The organism is Lelliottia nimipressuralis (genome assembly GCF_004402045.1).
Taxonomy (GTDB): Bacteria; Pseudomonadota; Gammaproteobacteria; order Enterobacterales; family Enterobacteriaceae; genus Enterobacter; species Enterobacter chinensis.
Genome location: NZ_SOMG01000023.1, coordinates 86,020 through 104,063, shown reverse-complemented (window position 1 = coordinate 104,063; position 18,044 = coordinate 86,020). Strand labels below are relative to the sequence as shown.

At 55.3% G+C, this 18,044-nt stretch carries 16 protein-coding genes; 7 read left to right on the top strand and 9 right to left on the bottom strand.

What is annotated here, in order from left to right; genetic code table 11:
* The first annotated feature begins 149 nt into the window (after nucleotides 1-149).
* Together fbp and E3U32_RS15320 are read left to right on the top strand one after the other, a co-directional pair.
* A complete protein-coding gene (fbp, locus tag E3U32_RS15325) occupies nucleotides 150-1,148 on the top strand; it encodes a class 1 fructose-bisphosphatase (RefSeq protein WP_134349464.1) in 999 nt (332 codons plus the stop codon).
* A 150-nt stretch (nucleotides 1,149-1,298) separates the two neighbouring features.
* The gene (locus E3U32_RS15320) at nucleotides 1,299-1,655 is read left to right on the top strand and encodes a helix-turn-helix domain-containing protein (protein WP_134349463.1); all 357 of its coding nucleotides are present in this window, start codon (nucleotides 1,299-1,301) and stop codon (nucleotides 1,653-1,655) included.
* Here E3U32_RS15320 and E3U32_RS15315 read toward each other — a convergent pair.
* The 5 genes from E3U32_RS15315 to ytfQ all read right to left on the bottom strand — a co-directional run bounded on the left by E3U32_RS15315 (nucleotide 1,627) and on the right by ytfQ (nucleotide 7,833).
* Nucleotides 1,627-3,198, bottom strand: a complete 1,572-nt coding sequence (locus tag E3U32_RS15315; RefSeq protein WP_134349462.1) for a methyl-accepting chemotaxis protein — start codon at nucleotides 3,196-3,198, stop codon at nucleotides 1,627-1,629. The genes E3U32_RS15320 and E3U32_RS15315 overlap by 29 nt on opposite strands.
* 68 nt (nucleotides 3,199-3,266) lie before the next feature.
* Nucleotides 3,267-4,247: a galactofuranose ABC transporter, permease protein YjfF gene (yjfF, locus tag E3U32_RS15310; protein ID WP_134349461.1), complete on the bottom strand. Its 981-nt coding sequence runs from the start codon at nucleotides 4,245-4,247 to the stop codon at nucleotides 3,267-3,269.
* A complete protein-coding gene (gene ytfT, locus E3U32_RS15305) occupies nucleotides 4,234-5,259 on the bottom strand; it encodes a galactofuranose ABC transporter, ATP-binding protein YtfT (RefSeq protein ID WP_166790950.1) in 1,026 nt (341 codons plus the stop codon). The genes yjfF and ytfT overlap by 14 nt, the downstream gene beginning before the upstream one ends.
* 10 nt (nucleotides 5,260-5,269) lie before the next feature.
* Nucleotides 5,270-6,772: a galactofuranose ABC transporter, ATP-binding protein YtfR gene (gene ytfR / locus E3U32_RS15300; protein WP_134349460.1), complete on the bottom strand. Its 1,503-nt coding sequence runs from the start codon at nucleotides 6,770-6,772 to the stop codon at nucleotides 5,270-5,272.
* A gap of 104 nt (nucleotides 6,773-6,876) precedes the next feature.
* On the bottom strand, nucleotides 6,877-7,833 hold the full coding sequence (gene ytfQ / locus E3U32_RS15295; RefSeq protein WP_134349459.1) for a galactofuranose ABC transporter substrate-binding protein YtfQ: 957 nt from the start codon (nucleotides 7,831-7,833) through the stop codon (nucleotides 6,877-6,879).
* 309 nt (nucleotides 7,834-8,142) lie between these two features.
* Here ytfQ and ppa point away from each other — a divergent pair, with 309 nt between their 5' ends.
* The 4 genes from ppa to E3U32_RS15275 all read left to right on the top strand — a co-directional run bounded on the left by ppa (nucleotide 8,143) and on the right by E3U32_RS15275 (nucleotide 10,283).
* Nucleotides 8,143-8,673 carry an inorganic diphosphatase gene (gene ppa, locus E3U32_RS15290; protein WP_010427397.1) on the top strand — a complete coding sequence of 177 codons (531 nt, stop codon included), beginning with the start codon at nucleotides 8,143-8,145 and terminating at the stop codon, nucleotides 8,671-8,673.
* Between the two features lie 222 nt (nucleotides 8,674-8,895).
* Entirely contained in the window at nucleotides 8,896-9,480 is a 585-nt protein-coding gene (locus E3U32_RS15285; protein WP_134349458.1) for a hypothetical protein, read from the top strand.
* Nucleotides 9,477-9,947, top strand: coding sequence for a hypothetical protein (locus E3U32_RS15280; RefSeq protein WP_134349457.1), 471 nt, complete (start codon nucleotides 9,477-9,479; stop codon nucleotides 9,945-9,947). Before E3U32_RS15285 ends, E3U32_RS15280 begins: the two co-directional genes overlap by 4 nt.
* A gap of 21 nt (nucleotides 9,948-9,968) precedes the next feature.
* Nucleotides 9,969-10,283, top strand: coding sequence for a hypothetical protein (locus E3U32_RS15275; RefSeq protein WP_166790949.1), 315 nt, complete (start codon nucleotides 9,969-9,971; stop codon nucleotides 10,281-10,283).
* Here E3U32_RS15275 and E3U32_RS15270 read toward each other — a convergent pair.
* The 3 genes from E3U32_RS15270 to tamA are packed head-to-tail and all read right to left on the bottom strand — an operon-like array spanning nucleotide 10,263 to nucleotide 16,116.
* Nucleotides 10,263-10,607 (bottom strand): gamma-glutamylcyclotransferase family protein, encoded by a 345-nt coding sequence (locus E3U32_RS15270; protein WP_024907288.1) that lies wholly within the window; start codon nucleotides 10,605-10,607, stop codon nucleotides 10,263-10,265. The two genes, E3U32_RS15275 and E3U32_RS15270, sit on opposite strands and share 21 nt — an antisense overlap.
* 2 nt (nucleotides 10,608-10,609) lie before the next feature.
* Nucleotides 10,610-14,386, bottom strand: a complete 3,777-nt coding sequence (gene tamB / locus E3U32_RS15265; protein WP_134349456.1) for an autotransporter assembly complex protein TamB — start codon at nucleotides 14,384-14,386, stop codon at nucleotides 10,610-10,612.
* Nucleotides 14,383-16,116: an autotransporter assembly complex protein TamA gene (gene tamA, locus E3U32_RS15260; protein WP_134349455.1), complete on the bottom strand. Its 1,734-nt coding sequence runs from the start codon at nucleotides 16,114-16,116 to the stop codon at nucleotides 14,383-14,385. Before tamA ends, tamB begins: the two co-directional genes overlap by 4 nt.
* A gap of 224 nt (nucleotides 16,117-16,340) precedes the next feature.
* Here tamA and msrA point away from each other — a divergent pair, with 224 nt between their 5' ends.
* Nucleotides 16,341-16,982, top strand: a complete 642-nt coding sequence (gene msrA, locus E3U32_RS15255) for a peptide-methionine (S)-S-oxide reductase MsrA (protein WP_023310171.1) — start codon at nucleotides 16,341-16,343, stop codon at nucleotides 16,980-16,982.
* Here msrA and E3U32_RS15250 read toward each other — a convergent pair whose 3' ends face one another.
* Nucleotides 16,983-18,041, bottom strand: a complete 1,059-nt coding sequence (locus E3U32_RS15250; protein ID WP_134349454.1) for a LacI family DNA-binding transcriptional regulator — start codon at nucleotides 18,039-18,041, stop codon at nucleotides 16,983-16,985.
* Nucleotides 18,042-18,044: the final 3 nt, after the last annotated feature.

The window sequence follows — 18,044 nt, the reverse complement described above, 5'->3', positions numbered from 1 at the left end:
CGGCTGTGAAACGCATTTCAGGTAAATCCGTATGTTGCTGGCGCGATTCACCTCTGCGCTAATATTTGAATGTTTGTTAAGATTGTTGGGCTTTAGTCGTTTTAGTGAACATACAATCGCTCTACTCACAAAGATGCAGGGAAAGTGTTATGAAAACGTTAGGTGAATTTATTGTCGAAAAGCAGCACGAGTTCTCTCATGCTACCGGTGAACTCACTGCTTTGCTGTCGGCAATAAAGCTGGGCGCTAAGATCATCCACCGTGATATCAACAAGGCCGGTCTGGTCGATATCCTGGGTGCCAGCGGTGCCGAGAACGTTCAGGGCGAGGTTCAACAGAAACTCGATCTGTTCGCAAATGAAAAATTGAAAGCTGCACTGCGCGCGCGCGACATCGTTGCGGGTATCGCCTCCGAAGAAGAAGATGAAATTGTTGTTTTCGAAGGGTGTGAACACGCTAAATACGTTGTTCTGATGGATCCGCTCGACGGTTCCTCAAACATCGACGTTAACGTTTCTGTCGGTACCATTTTCTCCATCTACCGCCGCGTCACGCCTGTTGGCACGCCGGTGACCGAAGAAGATTTCCTGCAGCCAGGCATTAATCAGGTGGCTGCCGGTTACGTCGTTTATGGCTCCTCCACCATGCTGGTGTACACCACCGGCTGCGGGGTTCACGCCTTTACGTACGATCCTTCACTGGGCGTTTTCTGTCTGAGCCAGGAACGCATGCGCTTCCCGGAGAAGGGCAATACCTACTCCATCAACGAAGGCAACTACATCCGATTCCCGAACGGCGTGAAGAAGTACATCAAATTCTGCCAGGAAGAAGATAAACTGACGCAGCGCCCTTACACATCCCGCTATATTGGCTCTCTGGTCGCGGATTTCCACCGTAACCTGCTGAAAGGCGGTATCTACCTCTATCCAAGCACCGCAAGCCACCCTGACGGGAAGCTGCGTCTGCTGTACGAATGCAACCCGATGGCGTTCCTCGCCGAGCAGGCGGGCGGCAAGGCGAGCGATGGTAAAGAGCGTATTCTGGATATCGTGCCGGAAAGCCTTCACCAGCGCCGTTCATTCTTCGTCGGCAACAACCACATGGTTGAAGACGTTGAACGTTTTATCCGTGAGTACCCGGACGCGTAATACCTTTCTTCAGGGGAGCCGTTCTGGCTCCCCTGGTCATTTATATATTTTAACGTATAAGTGTTTATAAAAAACAGGCTTTAATATTCACCACTGCTCCTGCATTATTTCCATAACAGTTTGACAGATATTTCCTGGAGCAGAATCGCAATGAAAAATTATTCTCGTGCTACAACCGGTATTGATTTAAATCTTATCCCTGTATTTATTGAAATCGTCCGCTGCGGCAGCATGGCAAAGGCCTCTGTGCGCCTGGAGATGTCACGCCCTGCGGTGAGCCTGGCCTTGAAACGTTTTAATCTACTGTTTGATGAACCATTATTTTTCCGCAAAGGCTTATATCTTGAGCCGACTGAAAAAGCGTTAGCCTTAACCCGTTCGCTGGAAATATTAATGGGCGATATTCACGAGAATATTGCGGCAGTTAATTCTGCAAAGAATAAAACCCCGGCACAGAACGTCCCGGGGCTGGGGAATATTATGCAGCGGTCTGAGTCGTCACTTTGAATGATGACATGGCTTCCATCAGCTGACGCGACTGCTCCTCAAGGGAGCGGGTTGCGGCGGAGGATTGCTGCACCAGCGCCGCATTCTGCTGCGCGGTTTCGTCCATCTGGTTCACCGCAATATTCACCTGCTCAATGCCGCGGCTCTGCTCCTGGGACGCGGTCGCAATCTCGCGCATCAGTTTGGTCATGCGCAGCACTTCCGTTGCGATCTCATCCATCGTTTCACCAGCCTGCTGGGCCAGCTCGCTGCCCTCGCTAACGTGGGTCTGCGAATCACTGATAAGCGATCGGATCTCTTTTGCCGCGTCGGCGCTACGGCTGGCAAGATTTCGCACTTCACCGGCGACGACGGCAAACCCGCGCCCCTGCTCGCCCGCGCGCGCCGCTTCCACGGAGGCGTTAAGCGCCAGAATATTGGTCTGGAAGGCAATGCCGTCAATCACGCTCAGGATGTCGGCGATGCGCGCCGAGCTGCCGGAGATATCACGCATTTTTTCAATCACGTAGCAGACCATTTCACTGCCGTGATCGGCCGTGTCGGACACTGACTTCGCCAGCTGGTGCGCCTGCTCGGCGTTATCGGCGTTGAGTTTCACCGTGGCGGTGATCTGTTCCATGCTGGCCGCCGTCTGCTCCAGCGAGGTGGCGGTGGATTCCGTACGCTCGGCGAGATCCCGGTTCCCCGCCGTGAGCTCGCGGCTGCCGGTGTCAATTTGCGAACTGGCATCACGCACCCGCAGAACCGAGTTCATCAGCGACTGGCGCATCTCCTCTATCGCCGCGTTGAGACGATTAAACTCCTGGCTCGAGGGTGCATTCAGCGTATGGGTTAAATCGCCCGCCGCCACGTTCTCCAGTTGAGCAATCGACGCCGAAAGCGGCTTGAGCAGCATATGGCGCAGCACCAGCCAGGCCAGCACGATAATGCCTGCCGTCAGCAGCGCCGCAACGATAATCAGGATCAGCACGCGGGTTTTACTCGCCTGCACGGCACTCACTTCCGTCTGACCCCGCGCTTCGCTCCATTTCTGAAACGCCTGCATGTCGTTATCAAACTGCTTCGCCACCGGGATCAACGTGTTTTCCAGCAGATCGTAATAGCTGTCTGCACTCTGGTCATTCAGGGTTTTCAGCATTGGGTTGATCCCCTGCTGGTTATACGTCGCCAGGCTGGTGGCGACTTTATTGAGAAGCTGTTGCCCTTGCTCATCAGACACGCCGCCGTCGATCACGCCTTTGAGCGTTTTCTGGGCCAGAACGACTTCCTGATTGATGTTTTTTACCGCTTTGGCCGCATCGTCCAGCATGCCGATTTCCATCAGCCGGACGGCCTGGCCCGCCTCGTTGCGCGCGCGCAGGATCAGCGTATAGCCAGAATTAAGCTGCACCATCTGCTCACCCTGAAGGTGGTTGATACGCTGCAGCGAAGAAGAACTCTGTGTGAGGGCATAAATACCGATGCCGCTGACAATCAGCAGCAGAAGGGTCATAACGGCCAGTAAAGAGAGCAAGCCGGTACGAATCGATAGCGTTTTCAGCATGATGTTATTTCCGGTAGCGAGATATTTCTTGGCGTAAAAGAAGATTATCGGCCGCTACCGGAAAATGTTTATACACGCGTAACCGGTGAACTCTGGCGGTTCTCCCAAAGCACAGTAAGACCGCGCTGCAAGGCAATAAAAATAAACAGCAAAATGCCGATGGCGATCTTCGTCCACCACGAACTGAGCGTACCGTCAAAGTTGATATAGGTTTGTATCAGCCCCTGGATCGCCACGCCGAACAGCGTGCCCAGCACCGTACCCACCCCGCCGCTGAGCAGCGTGCCGCCGATGACCACAGAAGCTATCGCATCCAGCTCAACGCCGACGCCCGCCAGCGCGTAACCGGCCTGGGTATACACAGAGAAGACGATACCCGCCAGCGTCGCCAGCCCGGTCGAAAGCATATAGATGCGGATGGTGGTGCTGCGGGTGGAGATCCCCATCAGGTTTGCCGACGTGGCGTTTCCGCCAATAGCGTAAACCTGGTTGCCAAACCGGGTACGGTGGGCGAGGAAGATGCCAATGACCACCACGCCCAGCATCAGGAGCCCCATAGCGCTCAGGCGGCCGCCGCCGGGGATTTTCCACGCCAGGCTGGAGAGCGTGTCGTAGATCGGGTGGTTAATCGGAATCGACTCTTCCGACACCAGATAGCTCACGCCGCGCAGGAAGAACATTCCCGCGAGGGTAATGATAAACGCCGGGATTTTTAACGCGTCGATCAGCAGCCCCATAAAGGCACCAAACGCGCAGCCCATCGCCAGCACCAGCGGAAATGCCACCAGCGGAGAGATCCCCCAGAACCCAATGGCCTTCGCGAGGAACACGCCCGTAAACGCGATCACCGAGCCGACGGAGAGATCGATCCCACCGGAGAGGATCACAAAGGTCATGCCGACGGCGATGATGCCTAAAAAGGCGTTATCGGTCAGGATATTGCAAATCACGCGCGTCGAGGCAAACCCCGGAAACTGCGTCAGACAGTAGAGATACCCCAGCACAAACACGCCCAGGGTGATCATTAACGGTAAATTACGTTTTATCATGGCCACGGATCCCCTTAATGATGCTGACAAAGCGCGGTGACTGGACGATCAGCACGCAGAGCACAACCACGGCTTTCACCACCTGGTTGAGTTCCGGCTGAAAACCGGAGAGCAGGATCCCGGTGTTCATTCCCTGAATGATCAGCGCGCCAATCACCGAGAGCAGCAGGTTAAAGCGCCCGCCCATCAGCGACCCGCCGCCGATCACCACCGCCAGGATCGCGTCCAGCTCCAGCCAGAGTCCCGCGTTGTTGGCGTCGGCCCCGCGGATATCCGCCGCGACAATGACCCCGGCGATGGCGGCGCACACGCCGCTCAGCACGTAGGTCAGCATGACCATCAGCCGCGTGTTGACCCCGGCGTTGCGTGCCGCACGAATATTGATCCCGACGGCTTCAATGAACATCCCCAGCGCCGTTTTGCGGGTGAAGAGCCAGAACACCACTAACGTTACCAGGGCAATGATGACCGGCGTGGGGAAGAAAAACAGCTTGCCGCTGCCCAGCCACGCCAGGCTCGGCGAGTTGAAGGTGACAATCTGACCGGAGGTAATGAGCTGCGCCACGCCGCGTCCGGCCACCATTAAAATCAGGGTGGCGACAAAAGGCTGGATTTTCAGCACCGCCACCAGAATGCCGTTCCATAATCCTGCCAGCACGCCGGTGCCTAATGCCGCCAGCAGAACGACGGGCAGACTGTGCCCGGCCACGGTCATTGAGGCTGCCGTGGCCCCGGCAATGGCCATCACCGCACCGACGGAGAGGTCAATCCCGCCGGTGGCGATAACCAGCGTCATCCCAATGGCCAGCAGCGCCACGGGCGCGGCACGGTTTAAAATGTCAATCGGGCTGCCAAACAGGCGGCCATCCTGAACAATAATCTGGAAGAAATGCGGCGCGACCAGGCTATCTACCAGCAGTACCACCAGCAGCGCCGCGATTTGCGGCGTGCCGGTTGGCCAGCTAAAGCGGCGCTTTGTCTCACCGGTTTGCGAAAGCGAACGGGGCATCACGATTCACTCCTTATGCCGCGATGGCATTCATGATTGCCGGAACGGACAGCTTATCCAGCGGGATCTCTGCCACCTGTTTGCGATCGCGCATAATGATGACGCGATCGGCATAGCCCACCAGCTCTTCCAGCTCAGACGAAATGACCAGCAGCGCCAGCCCGTCCGCACACAGGGTTTCGATAAGGCGAATAATTTCGGCGTGCGCCCCCACGTCAATGCCGCGGGTCGGTTCGTCGAGGATCAGGAACTGGGGTTTGGTCAGCAGCCAGCGTGACAGCAGCACTTTCTGCTGGTTACCGCCGGAGAGAAATTCAATGGGCTGTTCCGCGCTCGGGGTGCGGATGCCGAGCTGGCGGATAAAGCGCTCGGCAATGGCGTTTTGCTCTTTGCGTGGGATCGGCCTTAGCCAGCCGCGCTGCGCCTGTAGCGCCAGAATGATGTTTTCCCGCACCGAGGCCGCGGCAATGATGCCATCCGTTTTCCTGTCTTCCGGGCAGAAGCCCACCCCCAGGCAGGAGGCCTGATGCGGCGATCGCAAGGTTTGCGGTTTGCCCTTGATCCACGCGCTGCCGCTGTCCGCGGGCTTGATCCCGAAGATCACCTCGGCAGTTTCGGTTCGACCGGAGCCTAACAGGCCCGCCAGACCGACAATTTCACCGGGCCGCACTTCCAGGTTAAACGGCGAAATGACCCCTTTTTTGCCGTAATCGCTGAAGGCAGCGACCGGTTTATCACTCAGCAGCGTGCGGCCTGCGCGCTGAAGGGCGTTGGTTTCGAGCTCGCGACCCAGCATCATTTTGACCAGCTCGATCTGCGGCAGCTCTCGGGTTTCACGGCAGCCGACAAAACTGCCGTTGCGTAGCACCGTAATGCGATCGCTCACCTCATACACCTGATCGAGGAAGTGCGTGACGAAGATCAGGCTGACGCCCCGATCGCGCAGCTGGCGCATCAGGGTAAAGAGCATCTCCACTTCCTGGGTATCGAGGCTGGCGGTGGGCTCGTCAAGAATCAACACCTTCGCAGAGAGATCGATCGCGCGACAAATCGCGACGATCTGCTGCATGGCGACGGAAAAGCGGTTCAGCGGCTCGCGGACGTCGAGGGAGAAGCCGTACGATTCCATCAGCGTTGTCGCCCGTGTCTCCATCTCTTTGCGCCGCAGCAGGCCAAAGCGGCGTGGCTCACGGCCAATAAACAGGTTATCCGCCACTGACATGTTCGGCAGCAGGTTCACTTCCTGGTATACCGTTCCGATCCCCAGCTGTTGGGCATGGGCGGTATTTTTTGGCGAAATGGCCTGACCTTCCAGCCAGATAGTGCCGCGATCGGCGTGATAAACGCCGGTCAGCGCTTTGATCAGCGTCGATTTCCCCGCGCCGTTCTCGCCCAGCAGCGCCATGATTTCACCGCGCCGCAGGGTGAAATCAACGTTATCCAGCGCTTTTACGCCGGGAAAGAATTTACTCAAGCCCTCTGTGCGGAGGATTTCCTGGTGTTGTTCAGTGGTCATGGTTTTCCCCCTGCATCAAGCCGGATGGCGCTACGCTTATCCGGCCTACAAAAGAGCGTATCGTAGGCCGGGTAAGCGCAGCGCCACCCGGCAATTTCACTGGATCAGTAGCCCATATTTTTCTTCTTCTCTAACTCTTCTTTCGCCGTATCCGGCAGGTAGAGCGTAGATTTGGTGACCGTCACCTTCTCAGGCATCGTGCCGTCTTTCTTGAATTTCTCCAGCGCATCGAATGCCGGGCCGGCCATATTTGGCGTCAGTTCCACGCTGGCGTTGGCTTCGCCGTCGATCATCGCTTTATAGATGTCAGGCACGCCGTCGATAGAGCCGGTGAGGATTTCTTTGCCCGGCTTCAGGCCCGCTTCTTTAATCGCCTGAATCGCACCGATCACCATGTCATCGTTATGGGCGTAAACCATGCAGATGTTTTTGCCGTTGTTTTCAGCCTTGATGAAGCTCTCCATAACCTCTTTACCTTTACTACGGGTAAAGTCGCCGGACTGAGAGCGGATAATCTTGATGTTTGGCGCTTTCGCGATGGCCTCAGCAAAACCTTTTTTACGGTCGATGGCCACGCTCGCCCCGACGGTCCCCTGCAGCTCAACCACGTTACACGGCTTGCCATTGACCTGTTTCACCAGCCAGTCACCAATCAATTGTCCTTCAAGAACGTTGTTGGCAGTGACGGTGGTCATATAGAGGGATTTGTCTTTGACGTCGATGGAACGGTCGAGCAGGAAGACCGGGATCTCAGCGTCTTTCGCTTCCTTCAGGACGGGTTCCCAGCCGGTCGCCACGACGGGTGCAATAAAGATGGCATCTACGCCCTGGGCGATAAAGGAGCGTACGGCTTTGATTTGGTTCTCTTGTTTTTGCTGACCATCGGCGATTTTCAGGGTGATGCCGCGTTTCTGGGCCTCGCTTTTCGCCACGTTGGTTTCTGCCGCTCGCCAGCCAGATTCAGAGCCGACTTGCGAAAAACCTACGGTTAAGGGAGCGGCCATCGCCATAGACGACATGGCTGCCGAAACTGCTGTGACCAGGAGTAAGCGCTTCCACATATGAACGTCCTCGTAGGGTGAGTTATTGTTGGTTAAAAGATGTTCTGCGGAATGACTATAGCCCATGAAATATGTAACGAATTGCGTTACATCACACTTCAGAAAAGTGAATAAAACGTTAATCACAAGTTTGTAATCGCTTTCATTTCGCCATGAAAAATGCGGCTGAGTTTATGGATTTTTCTGTCATGGAATCGGTCTGAAAAGTGGAGAAAGCGGGGAGAGAAAGCGAAAACAGGCGGAGACATTCAGCGCGAGTTGGCTATAATACCTGCCACTTGTTTACCATCCATTTTAAAGGACACCGACATGAGCTTACTCAACGTCCCAGCGGGTAAAGAACTGCCAGAAGACATCTACGTAGTTATCGAAATCCCGGCTAACGCAGATCCTATCAAATACGAAGTGGACAAAGAGAGCGGCGCCCTGTTCGTAGACCGTTTCATGTCTACTGCGATGTTCTATCCGTGCAACTACGGTTATATCAACCACACCCTGTCTCTGGACGGTGACCCGGTTGACGTGCTGGTCCCAACGCCATACCCACTGGAGCCAGGCTCCGTCATTCGCTGCCGTCCAGTTGGCGTGCTGAAAATGACCGACGAATCCGGTGAAGATGCGAAGCTGGTTGCGGTACCACACACCAAGCTGAGCAAAGAATACGATCACATCAAAGATGTGAACGACCTGCCAGAGCTGCTGAAAGCGCAGATCACTCACTTCTTCGAGCACTACAAAGACCTCGAAAAAGGCAAGTGGGTTAAAGTTGACGGTTGGGACAACGCAGAAGCGGCGAAAGCAGAAATCATCGCCTCTTTCGAACGCGCGGCTAAGAAGTAATTCTTACTGCCTGTCGATAAAGCCCCGCTGGTCGGGGCTTTTTTATTTCTTTGGTTAAAATCGGCACAAACGGATTATTTAAGATAAATCCCATTCTTTTTGATTTGGATATTAAAAACAGAAAAGACACCCTATCATTTATGGTGGGAGTGGTTGAATAGCCTGGCTGTTCACAACATACTGTCATGATGAACATTAATCCCCACTCATTATAGGATTCTTATGTCATCCATTAACATTGATGTTGCCCGCCCAACAGGGATTTATTTTATCATTGAACGGCTTTATTCTCGCGATGGTCTTATGCCTTCTATTGGGGAAATCAGCCCCTCTATGACACAGGTGCACCGTACTGTCATTCAGCTAAAACGCAAGCAAGATATGTTTATGGATGGCGTTAAGGTTATCCCTAAAGATATTACCCTTTGGCAACAGATAAAATATATTACGGGTTCAAAAGTAACGACCAAAGATACAGATGCGTTAGTGTATACGACCGATTTTATTGGCTCTCTTGTTGCCACAACACCTTTAGGTAATATTGAGCATGAAAATATTCCTCGGTTCCTCACGACAGAGTCTATCCACTCCCTGCCGCAGGCGGTGAGTTATGGGCGAGATCCTATCCCACAAGTTCTTCTTTATGGTCGTAAGGATATTGTCTTCTTTATGGACAATGGTGGTAAAGGTACGCCAACCGCTATTGCAAAATATAACCACAATACTCGTGACCTTGCCATAATCAAAGATCAGCTAGAAGCCAGTAAAACGATGAAGGAGCTGCTATCTAAGGGAGCAAAATTATGAGTAAGAAAAACCATATCGTGAGTCTATTCGTCCTTATTATTGCCTCCTTTATATTTGGCAGAGGTACGTATGTTGAATATCTGTCATGGTACTATGGAAGCGATAATTTAATATTCAGCGAATTAAACAGCTCCTTACTATCTAGTTTATTTAACGGGCTTTACTTCGCTCTATCAGCAAGTATTATTTATGCGTTACTCACTCTATTAAAAAGAATCCCAAGGAATATTGTCACTTCTTGTCTGCTTCAGTTCTGTATTAACATCGGGCTATATACGCTTTTTGTTGCAGTAGATAGAGGATATAGTAAATTGCATACTTTAGGCTCGGGTGCTACTGATATCACCCACAGCTATTTTTTAGGGGCGTTGCTGACGAGCACACTCCTGACCGTCGCGATCGTGAGCGTTATACATGCTAAGTTTCTTTCTTCAAAGCATAAAAATGGGCTACATAAAGGCGTTTGACTGTTACGGTAAAGACAGCAAATGGCAGTATCTCTGCATCATGACATTCCAGCTCGCCTGGTTTTTGTTTTACTTATGGATCCCTTATCGAAGCGATTATGCGATTCTGCTGTTTTTACTGTTTTTCCTGCCCGTCATTTCAAGCAATACGCGGTGCATAAACTACTATGGCCGTTCACGCGCCCTGTGTTTGTTATGGCTTATTGCCCCGTACATCATGCTGTTCGTTCCTCTGTTTTTAACCCAAAGCCGGGATACAGAAGAGAGTTGAAGGAACAAAAAAAACAACGCCACCTCACGGTGGCGTTGTTTTTTTCAGTACTGGTCTCTGTCTAACCAGTTACCACTTACAATCCGCGTTAACCCTTCGACCGGACGCTGGTAGACGTACATCCACGCACTTCCGTACGGCGTCTGGATCAACTGGCGCGCGTATTCACCGCCCCTGGTGCGCAAGGCATCAAGTTCGGCAAGTGTCGCGTTATCAATACGATAAACCTCCCCCTGTACCGTTCCCTCCCCGGGAACCGCGCCTGGATAGTGGCCCAGGCTGTACAACTGGTAGTTTTCGATATTGTAATTCCCCAGCAGCAGGGCATTGGTCATCCAGTGACTGTTGCCTTGCCTGGTTCTTAAACTGCCGTAGACAAATATTCGCATTGCTAAAACTCAAACTGATAGAGCAGATCAAGTGCCTGGTCTATGCCGGACACTGCTTCCAGATATAGCTTAGGCATCAGGCGATAGCGTAACGTGAGTGTTGCCAGTGAGTCAAAGATCCCCACACCATATTTTACCTGCAGACCCGGCAGTACATAGCCGCTGACCACCACCTGCGAGGAGTCACCCACGCCCTGGGTGTCCAGCGCCAGATTACTTACGCCGAACGTCTCGCCGATTTTACCCACAACCTGCCCACTTTGTGCAACCCCCAGACCCACTAACATCGAGGTCATCGCCGCACTGTCGCTCTGACCGCTGTCCAGACCTTGTCCACGCAGCAGGTAAGAGAGGGCTTCCTGCTGCGACATGGCCGGGTCAGAGAAGATCTCCGCCTTCGGTTCGTCGGCGGAGCCGGTGACGCGTACGCCAGCAATAACGTCGTTTTCCGTCGCTTCCGGGTTACGAATCGCTTCGATGTTCAACAGGGGTTGATCCGGTGGACCGGAGAACAACAGCTCGCCTTTGCGGACAATCAGATCCTGACCATAGGCGTGGAAACGCCCTTCAGGAATATTGATTTGCCCGTTCAGGCCAAGCCCTTGTTTATCCTGCGCCACTTTCAGGTCGCCCGTAAGCCTCGCCTTCAGCCCAAACGCATCCAGCCGCACGTTATTTCCCACGTGCACGATAAGGTTACTATTAATCGGTATGCCTGCGCTCTTCTGTTCGACAGGTTTCAGATTTTCATTGAGCATAACTTCATCGCTTGAGACGCCGACCGCACTTTCCGGCACGTCGTGGACCACGATGCGCGCCCACGGCACGTCGACGCGTCCGTCAAGCGTAAAGAGGCTTGGCGTGGCTTCAAAGACCACATCTGGCGAGACATCCAGACGCACCATTGGCGGTACGGTGATGCGCACCTTACTGCCTTTCGCGGCAATACGAGCGCGCCAGTTATCGAGCTGGCTCCAGTCCGCGTCGCCGCTGAGGTTGATTTGCCCTTGTTGTGTTAATACCGAGCCGCTCAGCGTCGAGCTCATGCCGTTGAAGTTCATCGCGATCTGGCTGGGCTGCATGTCAAACGGCATAAAGTTGCCGTCAATATCTACGCCGCTGAGCCGCAACTGACCGAACAGCTGCGGGCTTTGCGCGTTGCCGGCCAGGCGCAGGTTGGCGTTGAGCATACCCTCGGCTTTTTCCCCGCGCGCGAAAATCGGGTTCACCATCGCCAGGTTGAAGTTACGGATGTTGACGTTGCCGCCCAGATTACGCCGTCCCTGCGGGTCGGTAATCTGTACCTGCCCGTCCAGCTGGCCGTTGTTGGTCAGACGGATAAGCCACCCCAGCTCCGCACGGTTGTTATGCAGGTCCGCGCTCAGGTTCAGGGTGTCGAATGCCACCGGCAGCGGCGCATCGTTGACCTCCTGCGTCACCTTCACGTTACGCCCGGAAAGCGTGACGCTGCCCTGCGGCAGCCCCTCTTTAGTGGTGTCCCAGGCCACATCGGCCTTCCCGCTGAAGACGCCGCTGGCCTGCGTGGTATCCGGCATAAACGGTTTCAGCATTGCCAGATCGAAGCGATTGAGGTTGATCTGCGCGCGCCCTTCGGCACCCGCATCGATGGTCTGCGGTACGCACAGTTCCGCATTCGGGTTAGTCCAGCAGTGTGGCCCAATGCTGATCTTCTGCTCGGCGTTGCGGTAGTCCAGCGCGATGGAGCGTGACAGCGCCAGCGGCCCAACCGGGGTGTTGAAGCGGGTGTTATCCAGCGTCCCTTTCCAGCGTTCTTCTTTGCGGTCGAAGCTGCCGGTCAGGTGAAGCTGGCCGGAGACCGGCTCGCCCTGAACGCGCAGTTGCAGGTCGTGCTGCTTCTCGTTCCCTTTAGCGTCCAGAGTAACCAGGTTAATGTTGACGTCCGGCTGAGAAATACGCTCCACGCGCAGGTTCAGGTTACCACCGATCTGATCGGTGGATTTCACATCCCCTTCCACGCGGACGCGGGCAACGCTCAGTTCCTGCCAGCGCAGGTTATTGGCGGTGATATCCGCCAGCAGCTGCGGCGCGTCTACCGTGCCGCGCACTTTCACTAACCCTTTCGCCGTACCGCCAAGACCCGGCAGGGCGTTATCCAGGTTCGGGGCGTCAATGGTGGCATCCAGATTGAGATCTTTCACCCCCAGCTCGCCTTTGATATCCGCCGTATTGCGACCCAGCGCCACGTGCAGGCCCGGGATCGTCCACTGCAGATAGCTGTTGCCTTTGACCGAGCCTTCAACGTTGACCTTGTTCTGCTTCACGTTACCGGTGAGCTTAATTTCCGGCACGTCCATCTGCCATGTCCCGCCGTACAGGCTGCCGCGGGTCTTGATCAGGCCATCCAGTTTTGACGGCCAGTCCGGCACCTCTTTGGCGGTGTTAATGCCCGTCAGCTTAAGCTCGCCGCGCCAGCTGATCGCCTGCTGCCAGTCGAGCAGCGCGGTCAGCTCGGTTTTACCTTCCAGCGCCGCGACGGTCAGCTTGTCGAGGTTGACCTGCTGTTCGTTGCCCTTCGCATCCAGCGTGATGTTCGCAGGCGGCACGCCCTGCCCCTTCACCGCGGTGCGGAACGAGAGCGTGTAATCGGTCATCTTGCCGCTCAGCTTCAGCTTCAGGTCATCGGCCTGGAACTGCTTTTCGCCGGTGAACGGCCAGGAAAGCTGCTTGCTGACAACCTCAACATTAAGCGGTAGCCCGGCTTCCGCCAGTTGGGTTTGCGCACGCAGAACCATGTCCACCGGGCCGGAAAGATTCACGCCGACGTCCAGCTTCTCGCGCAGCGCCCCGCCCACTTTGACCTTCACCTTTTCGCCTTTCAGGGGGTCGATGTTAAGCGCGCTGTTCAGCGTGATGTCCACCGGCCAGTTGTCGCGCAGCAGGGCATTCCCTGACGCGTTAACCGAGCCCTGATTGGTGTCGATATCCAGCGCGTCGAGCTTCATGTTGCCGTCAATGCTGCTGACTTTCAGCAGCATAGTGTAGACCGTCAGATCGGTATCGCCGGTCAGACGCAGCTGCTCGCCTTTGAATTCCTCAATGTTGAGATTCAGCGGCAGATGAACGTCGGTCATCTCCGGCAGGACAGGCTTCGAGAAGAGGTCTTTCAGCGTTTCGCCCAGCGGCTTTTCTTCCGGCTGCGGGTTCTGGATCTTCGGCTCGACGATCTCTTCCTGCGCCACGTCCGCCACTTTTGGCAGCGCGATCAGTAAGCCCTGCAGCGACGTCGGCGTCAGGGTGAGGTTTTTCTCCTGCCAGCGCAGGCCGGAGGTGAAATCCATCACCGACACGGTGGTGTCGTCGATTTTGATATTGACGTTATCCAGCGCCACGCGATAAAGCGCAATCGGGTACGGGGTGGAGAGATTCAGCGGGCCGCTGTCCTCTTCCTCAACCGGCGCAGACTTCGGCATTTTTTTCGAATCTATCGCCACGTTGACATCTTTTAGCGACAGATCGTTGACGCAGAGCTTACTGTCGCGCAGGCAGCCCAGCTTCACCGCGAGGTGGAATTCGCCGGCGTTTACCGCCACGCCCGGCTGTTCATAGCGGATGTTTTTCAGGCGCAGGTCGCGCCAGCCACCTGTGACCTGGCCGATTTCCAACCCGGGCACCCAGCGGTTCGCGGCGTTAAACAGCAGATGCAGCCCGGTCGTCGTTCCCACCAGAAACGCCACCGTACCGAGCAGCAGCACGATAAAAATCAGCACCCCGAGGCTTATCTTCTTCCATAAACTCATAATTCAGGCCCCAGACCGATGTAAAACTGTAATCCGTGTTCTTCTTTGTCGCCCACCGGAACGGCGAAATCGAGCTTGATGGGCCCGACGGGTGACTGCCAGCGCACGCCTACGCCCGCGCCGGTTTTGAAATCGCTGCGGCGGATATCGTTTACCGCTTCACCGCCGTCAACGAACATGGCGCCCCACCACTTTCCGCTGACGTTGTACTGATACTCCAGCGAGCCAGTCACCAGTTTTGACGCCCCGGTCAGCTGACCTTTTTCGTTTTCCGGTGAGATCGATTTGTACTTATACCCGCGAATGCTGCGGTCGCCCCCGGCGAAGAAGCGCAGGTCCGGCGGAACGCGCTCGAAGTCTCCCGTTTCAATCCAGCCGAGATTACCGCGCATCACAAAGCGGTGTTTGTCGTACAGCGTGCGGATCCAGACGTTTTGCGCCTGAAAGACGGAGAAGTCTACGTCGGAGCCCCAGGCGGTGTTGGAATAATCGATGGAGTAGCGCTGTGAATCGCCCCAGGTCGGCATCAGGCCCCCGCGCGAGCGGGTGCGGCTGATCATCACGCCCGGATAAAGCAGCATGGTGGTATTGGTGACGTTGGCCTGGGTAAAGTGGTCAAGGCTCCAGCGCAGGTTAATGGCGCGCTGCCAGCCGCTGGAGAGCTCCCAGTAGCGGGAGACTGCAAACGTCGTCGTGTCCTGCTCGGTATCGTTCAAATCGGTGCGCTTAAAGCCGCCCTGCAGAAGGTAATACTGCTCAAGCGGATTTTTCAGCAGCGGCATTTTGTAGCTGAAATCCAGCTGCTGCTCGGGCGCAGAGAGGCTCAGGCTGGTGGTCAGGCTGTGGCCGTAGGAGTTCATCCACGGTTTTTTCCACGAGGTTTTCACGCGTGGTCCAACGTCCGTCGAATAGCCCACACCGGTCTCAATGGTGTTCTCGGTGCGCGGCGAGACAACGCCGTGCAGCGGCAACACCTTGGTTTTGCGAGACTTATCAAATTCCGGTGCAACAATCACGGAGTTAAACCAGCCGGTGGCGGAGAGGCGTCGGTTCAGCTCTCCCAGGTCGCTCGACTGGTAGTAATCCCCTTTTTTGAAGGGCACGAGGTTTTGCAGGTACTCTTCACGAATTTGCGAACCTTCAAACGTCACGTCGCCAAAACGATAGCGCTCGCCGCTGTCGTAGTCGATATCCCAGAAGGCCTGACGCCGTTCCAGCGACACCCCAAGCTGGCTTTTGTTGAACTGGCTGTCGAAGTAGCCTTTACGCAGCGCGACGCTGGTTAAGGATTTTTTAAAATGATCGTAATCGCCGTGATTCAGAACGGTGCCAATTTTTGGACGCGTGCTCAGCAGATCGAGGTAATCCCGATCCGTGCGCGCACCGCCGCGCAGCACCACGTTAGTGCCGCCAATCAAGACCGGCTCGCCCGGCGAAACGCGGGCAATAAGCACCTGACGCCCCTTCTTTGGCGGCGGACGGAGGTCAAAATCAATGGTGGGTTCATAATAACCCAGCGCTTTCAGCCCTTCGCGGATGGCGTCATCCACGCGCGCGCGAAAACGCCGGTCCGGCGTCACCTCATCACTCTGGATGGTCGATAACTGCGCACGCACGTTTTTTTGTAGCGCCCCGGATAACCCCTCAACCTGCAAACGGACATTCGCCGCGCTGGCAATCCCGCTTGTCAGCAACACACTGACTAAACATAACTGGCGGATTTTTGTCACGTTTTCTCCTGAATATCCCTGTTTCCACCCTGGAAGCAAATGAAGTGCCGCTCCGCGACAAAATACGGCCTGTTGGCCAAAAACCCAAATCACGGGTTGAAAACGGGTGTAACACCCAAATATTTCTTATGATTAAATCTAGACTCATTCAGCGCATTTATTGTGTTCAATTAAACGCTTCGTGACAACCTTAACTGAAACATCGCACCCCGGGAGGCCCCATCGTGAGTTTATTCGACAAAAAGCATCTGGTTTCACAAGCCGATGCATTACCGGGACGCAACACCCCTATGCCTGTGGCGACCTTACACGCCGTCAATAACCATTCAATGACCAACGTTCCAGAAGGTATGGAAATTGCCCTGTTCGCGATGGGCTGTTTCTGGGGGGTTGAACGCCTTTTCTGGCAGCTGCCCGGCGTTTACAGCACGGCAGCCGGCTACACGGGCGGTTACACGCCTAATCCAACCTACCGCGAAGTCTGCTCCGGCGAAACCGGCCATGCGGAAGCGGTTCGCGTGGTTTATGACCCTGCGGTGATTAGCTACGAGCAACTCCTGCAGGTCTTCTGGGAAAACCACGACCCGGCGCAGGGCATGCGTCAGGGCAACGACCATGGCACACAGTACCGCTCAGCGATTTATCCGCTCACACCGGAGCAGGATGCTGCCGCGCGCGCCAGCCTTGAGCGTTTCCAGCAGGCCATGCGTGAAGCTGGCGATACGCGTGAGGTGACGACGGAAATCACGACCGCGAAACCGTTCTACTATGCCGAGGACGATCACCAGCAGTATCTGCATAAAAACCCCTATGGCTACTGCGGTATCGGGGGCATCGGCGTCTGCCTGCCGCCGCAGCTGGCGTAATTACCGATCCAGCGCCACGCGAGCCGCATGGCGCGTGGCGTTACTGACCGAGCCGTAGTCCATCACTTTGCCCTGCAACAGCAGGTTAAAGACCGGTGCCTGTGGCCGGTTGAGCCGCGTTTGCAGCAGGTGAACGGCCTCAATCCCCAGTTCACGGCAGGGCACCGTAACGCCCGTGACCGGTCTTTCCAGGCGGTGCGCTAAATTCCAGGCAAAATCGGTTGTGATGAGCGAAATGTCTTCCGGAATGCGCAGCCCGTGGCGCGTTAACGCCCTGACCACGCCTTCCGTCATGCTGGTACTGTTCGGGAAAATCACCTCCGGCCACTGGGATCTGTCATGACTCAATAGCCACGCATCCAGCGCCCGCTCGGCCTCTTCTGCTGTAAACCACTCCGTCACGAGCAAATCGCGCTGGGGATCAAAGGCAACGTGAAAATGGCGGTATGCCTCCTTTATGCCGTCCAGACGCGCGTAGAGCGTATCCCGGCGCAGGCAGGTGAGCGTGAGCACCCGGCGATGCCCCTGCTCAAAAAGGTACTGCATGGCGGTGAAACCAATCGCCCGGTGGTCGGGTGACACGGAATCCAGCACCCGATCCCGGTCAACGGAGTTAATCAATACGCAGGGCTTATTCAGCGTGCTTGCCAGTTTAAATATGGTGGAATCATCCGTCCCAATAATAATTATCGCGTTGATATTCTTATGACTGGCCTTTTCCATAAATAATTTCACATCGGCGTGCTGTTCTTCTAACCCACAGCAGCTGACCCACACGTTGTGCGGCGCGCAAGCTTCCGCAATGCCTTTCGTCACTTCCAGATAAAAAATGTCCCCACGTCCCTGAAAGGTTCTTTCCGGAGCAAAGACCGCAATGCCGTTAATCAGCAGCCGACCGCTTGCCATCGACTCAAGTACGCCCAGCTTTCGCGCGGTACGCACAATCGCTTCTCTCGCTTTCTCGCTGGTGTACGACTTGCCGCTCAGGACCCGCGAAACGGTGCTGACGGAATAGCCCGTGAGCGCCGCGATCTCCTCCATTTTTAACCTTCCCGACATAGT

What these genes read in the sequence shown, in the direction of transcription:
- fbp (WP_134349464.1), top strand. Translation starts at nt 150, where the DNA reads ATGAAAACGTTAGGTGAATTTATTGTCGAAAAGCAGCACGAGTTCTCT.
- E3U32_RS15320 (WP_134349463.1), top strand. Translation starts at nt 1,299, where the DNA reads ATGAAAAATTATTCTCGTGCTACAACCGGTATTGATTTAAATCTTATC.
- E3U32_RS15315 (WP_134349462.1), bottom strand. Translation starts at nt 3,198, where the DNA reads ATGCTGAAAACGCTATCGATTCGTACCGGCTTGCTCTCTTTACTGGCC.
- yjfF (WP_134349461.1), bottom strand. Translation starts at nt 4,247, where the DNA reads ATGATAAAACGTAATTTACCGTTAATGATCACCCTGGGCGTGTTTGTG.
- ytfR (WP_134349460.1), bottom strand. Translation starts at nt 6,772, where the DNA reads ATGACCACTGAACAACACCAGGAAATCCTCCGCACAGAGGGCTTGAGT.
- ytfQ (WP_134349459.1), bottom strand. Translation starts at nt 7,833, where the DNA reads ATGTGGAAGCGCTTACTCCTGGTCACAGCAGTTTCGGCAGCCATGTCG.
- ppa (WP_010427397.1), top strand. Translation starts at nt 8,143, where the DNA reads ATGAGCTTACTCAACGTCCCAGCGGGTAAAGAACTGCCAGAAGACATC.
- E3U32_RS15285 (WP_134349458.1), top strand. Translation starts at nt 8,896, where the DNA reads ATGTCATCCATTAACATTGATGTTGCCCGCCCAACAGGGATTTATTTT.
- E3U32_RS15280 (WP_134349457.1), top strand. Translation starts at nt 9,477, where the DNA reads ATGAGTAAGAAAAACCATATCGTGAGTCTATTCGTCCTTATTATTGCC.
- E3U32_RS15275 (WP_166790949.1), top strand. Translation starts at nt 9,969, where the DNA reads ATGGCAGTATCTCTGCATCATGACATTCCAGCTCGCCTGGTTTTTGTT.
- E3U32_RS15270 (WP_024907288.1), bottom strand. Translation starts at nt 10,607, where the DNA reads ATGCGAATATTTGTCTACGGCAGTTTAAGAACCAGGCAAGGCAACAGT.
- tamB (WP_134349456.1), bottom strand. Translation starts at nt 14,386, where the DNA reads ATGAGTTTATGGAAGAAGATAAGCCTCGGGGTGCTGATTTTTATCGTG.
- E3U32_RS15250 (WP_134349454.1), bottom strand. Translation starts at nt 18,041, where the DNA reads ATGTCGGGAAGGTTAAAAATGGAGGAGATCGCGGCGCTCACGGGCTAT.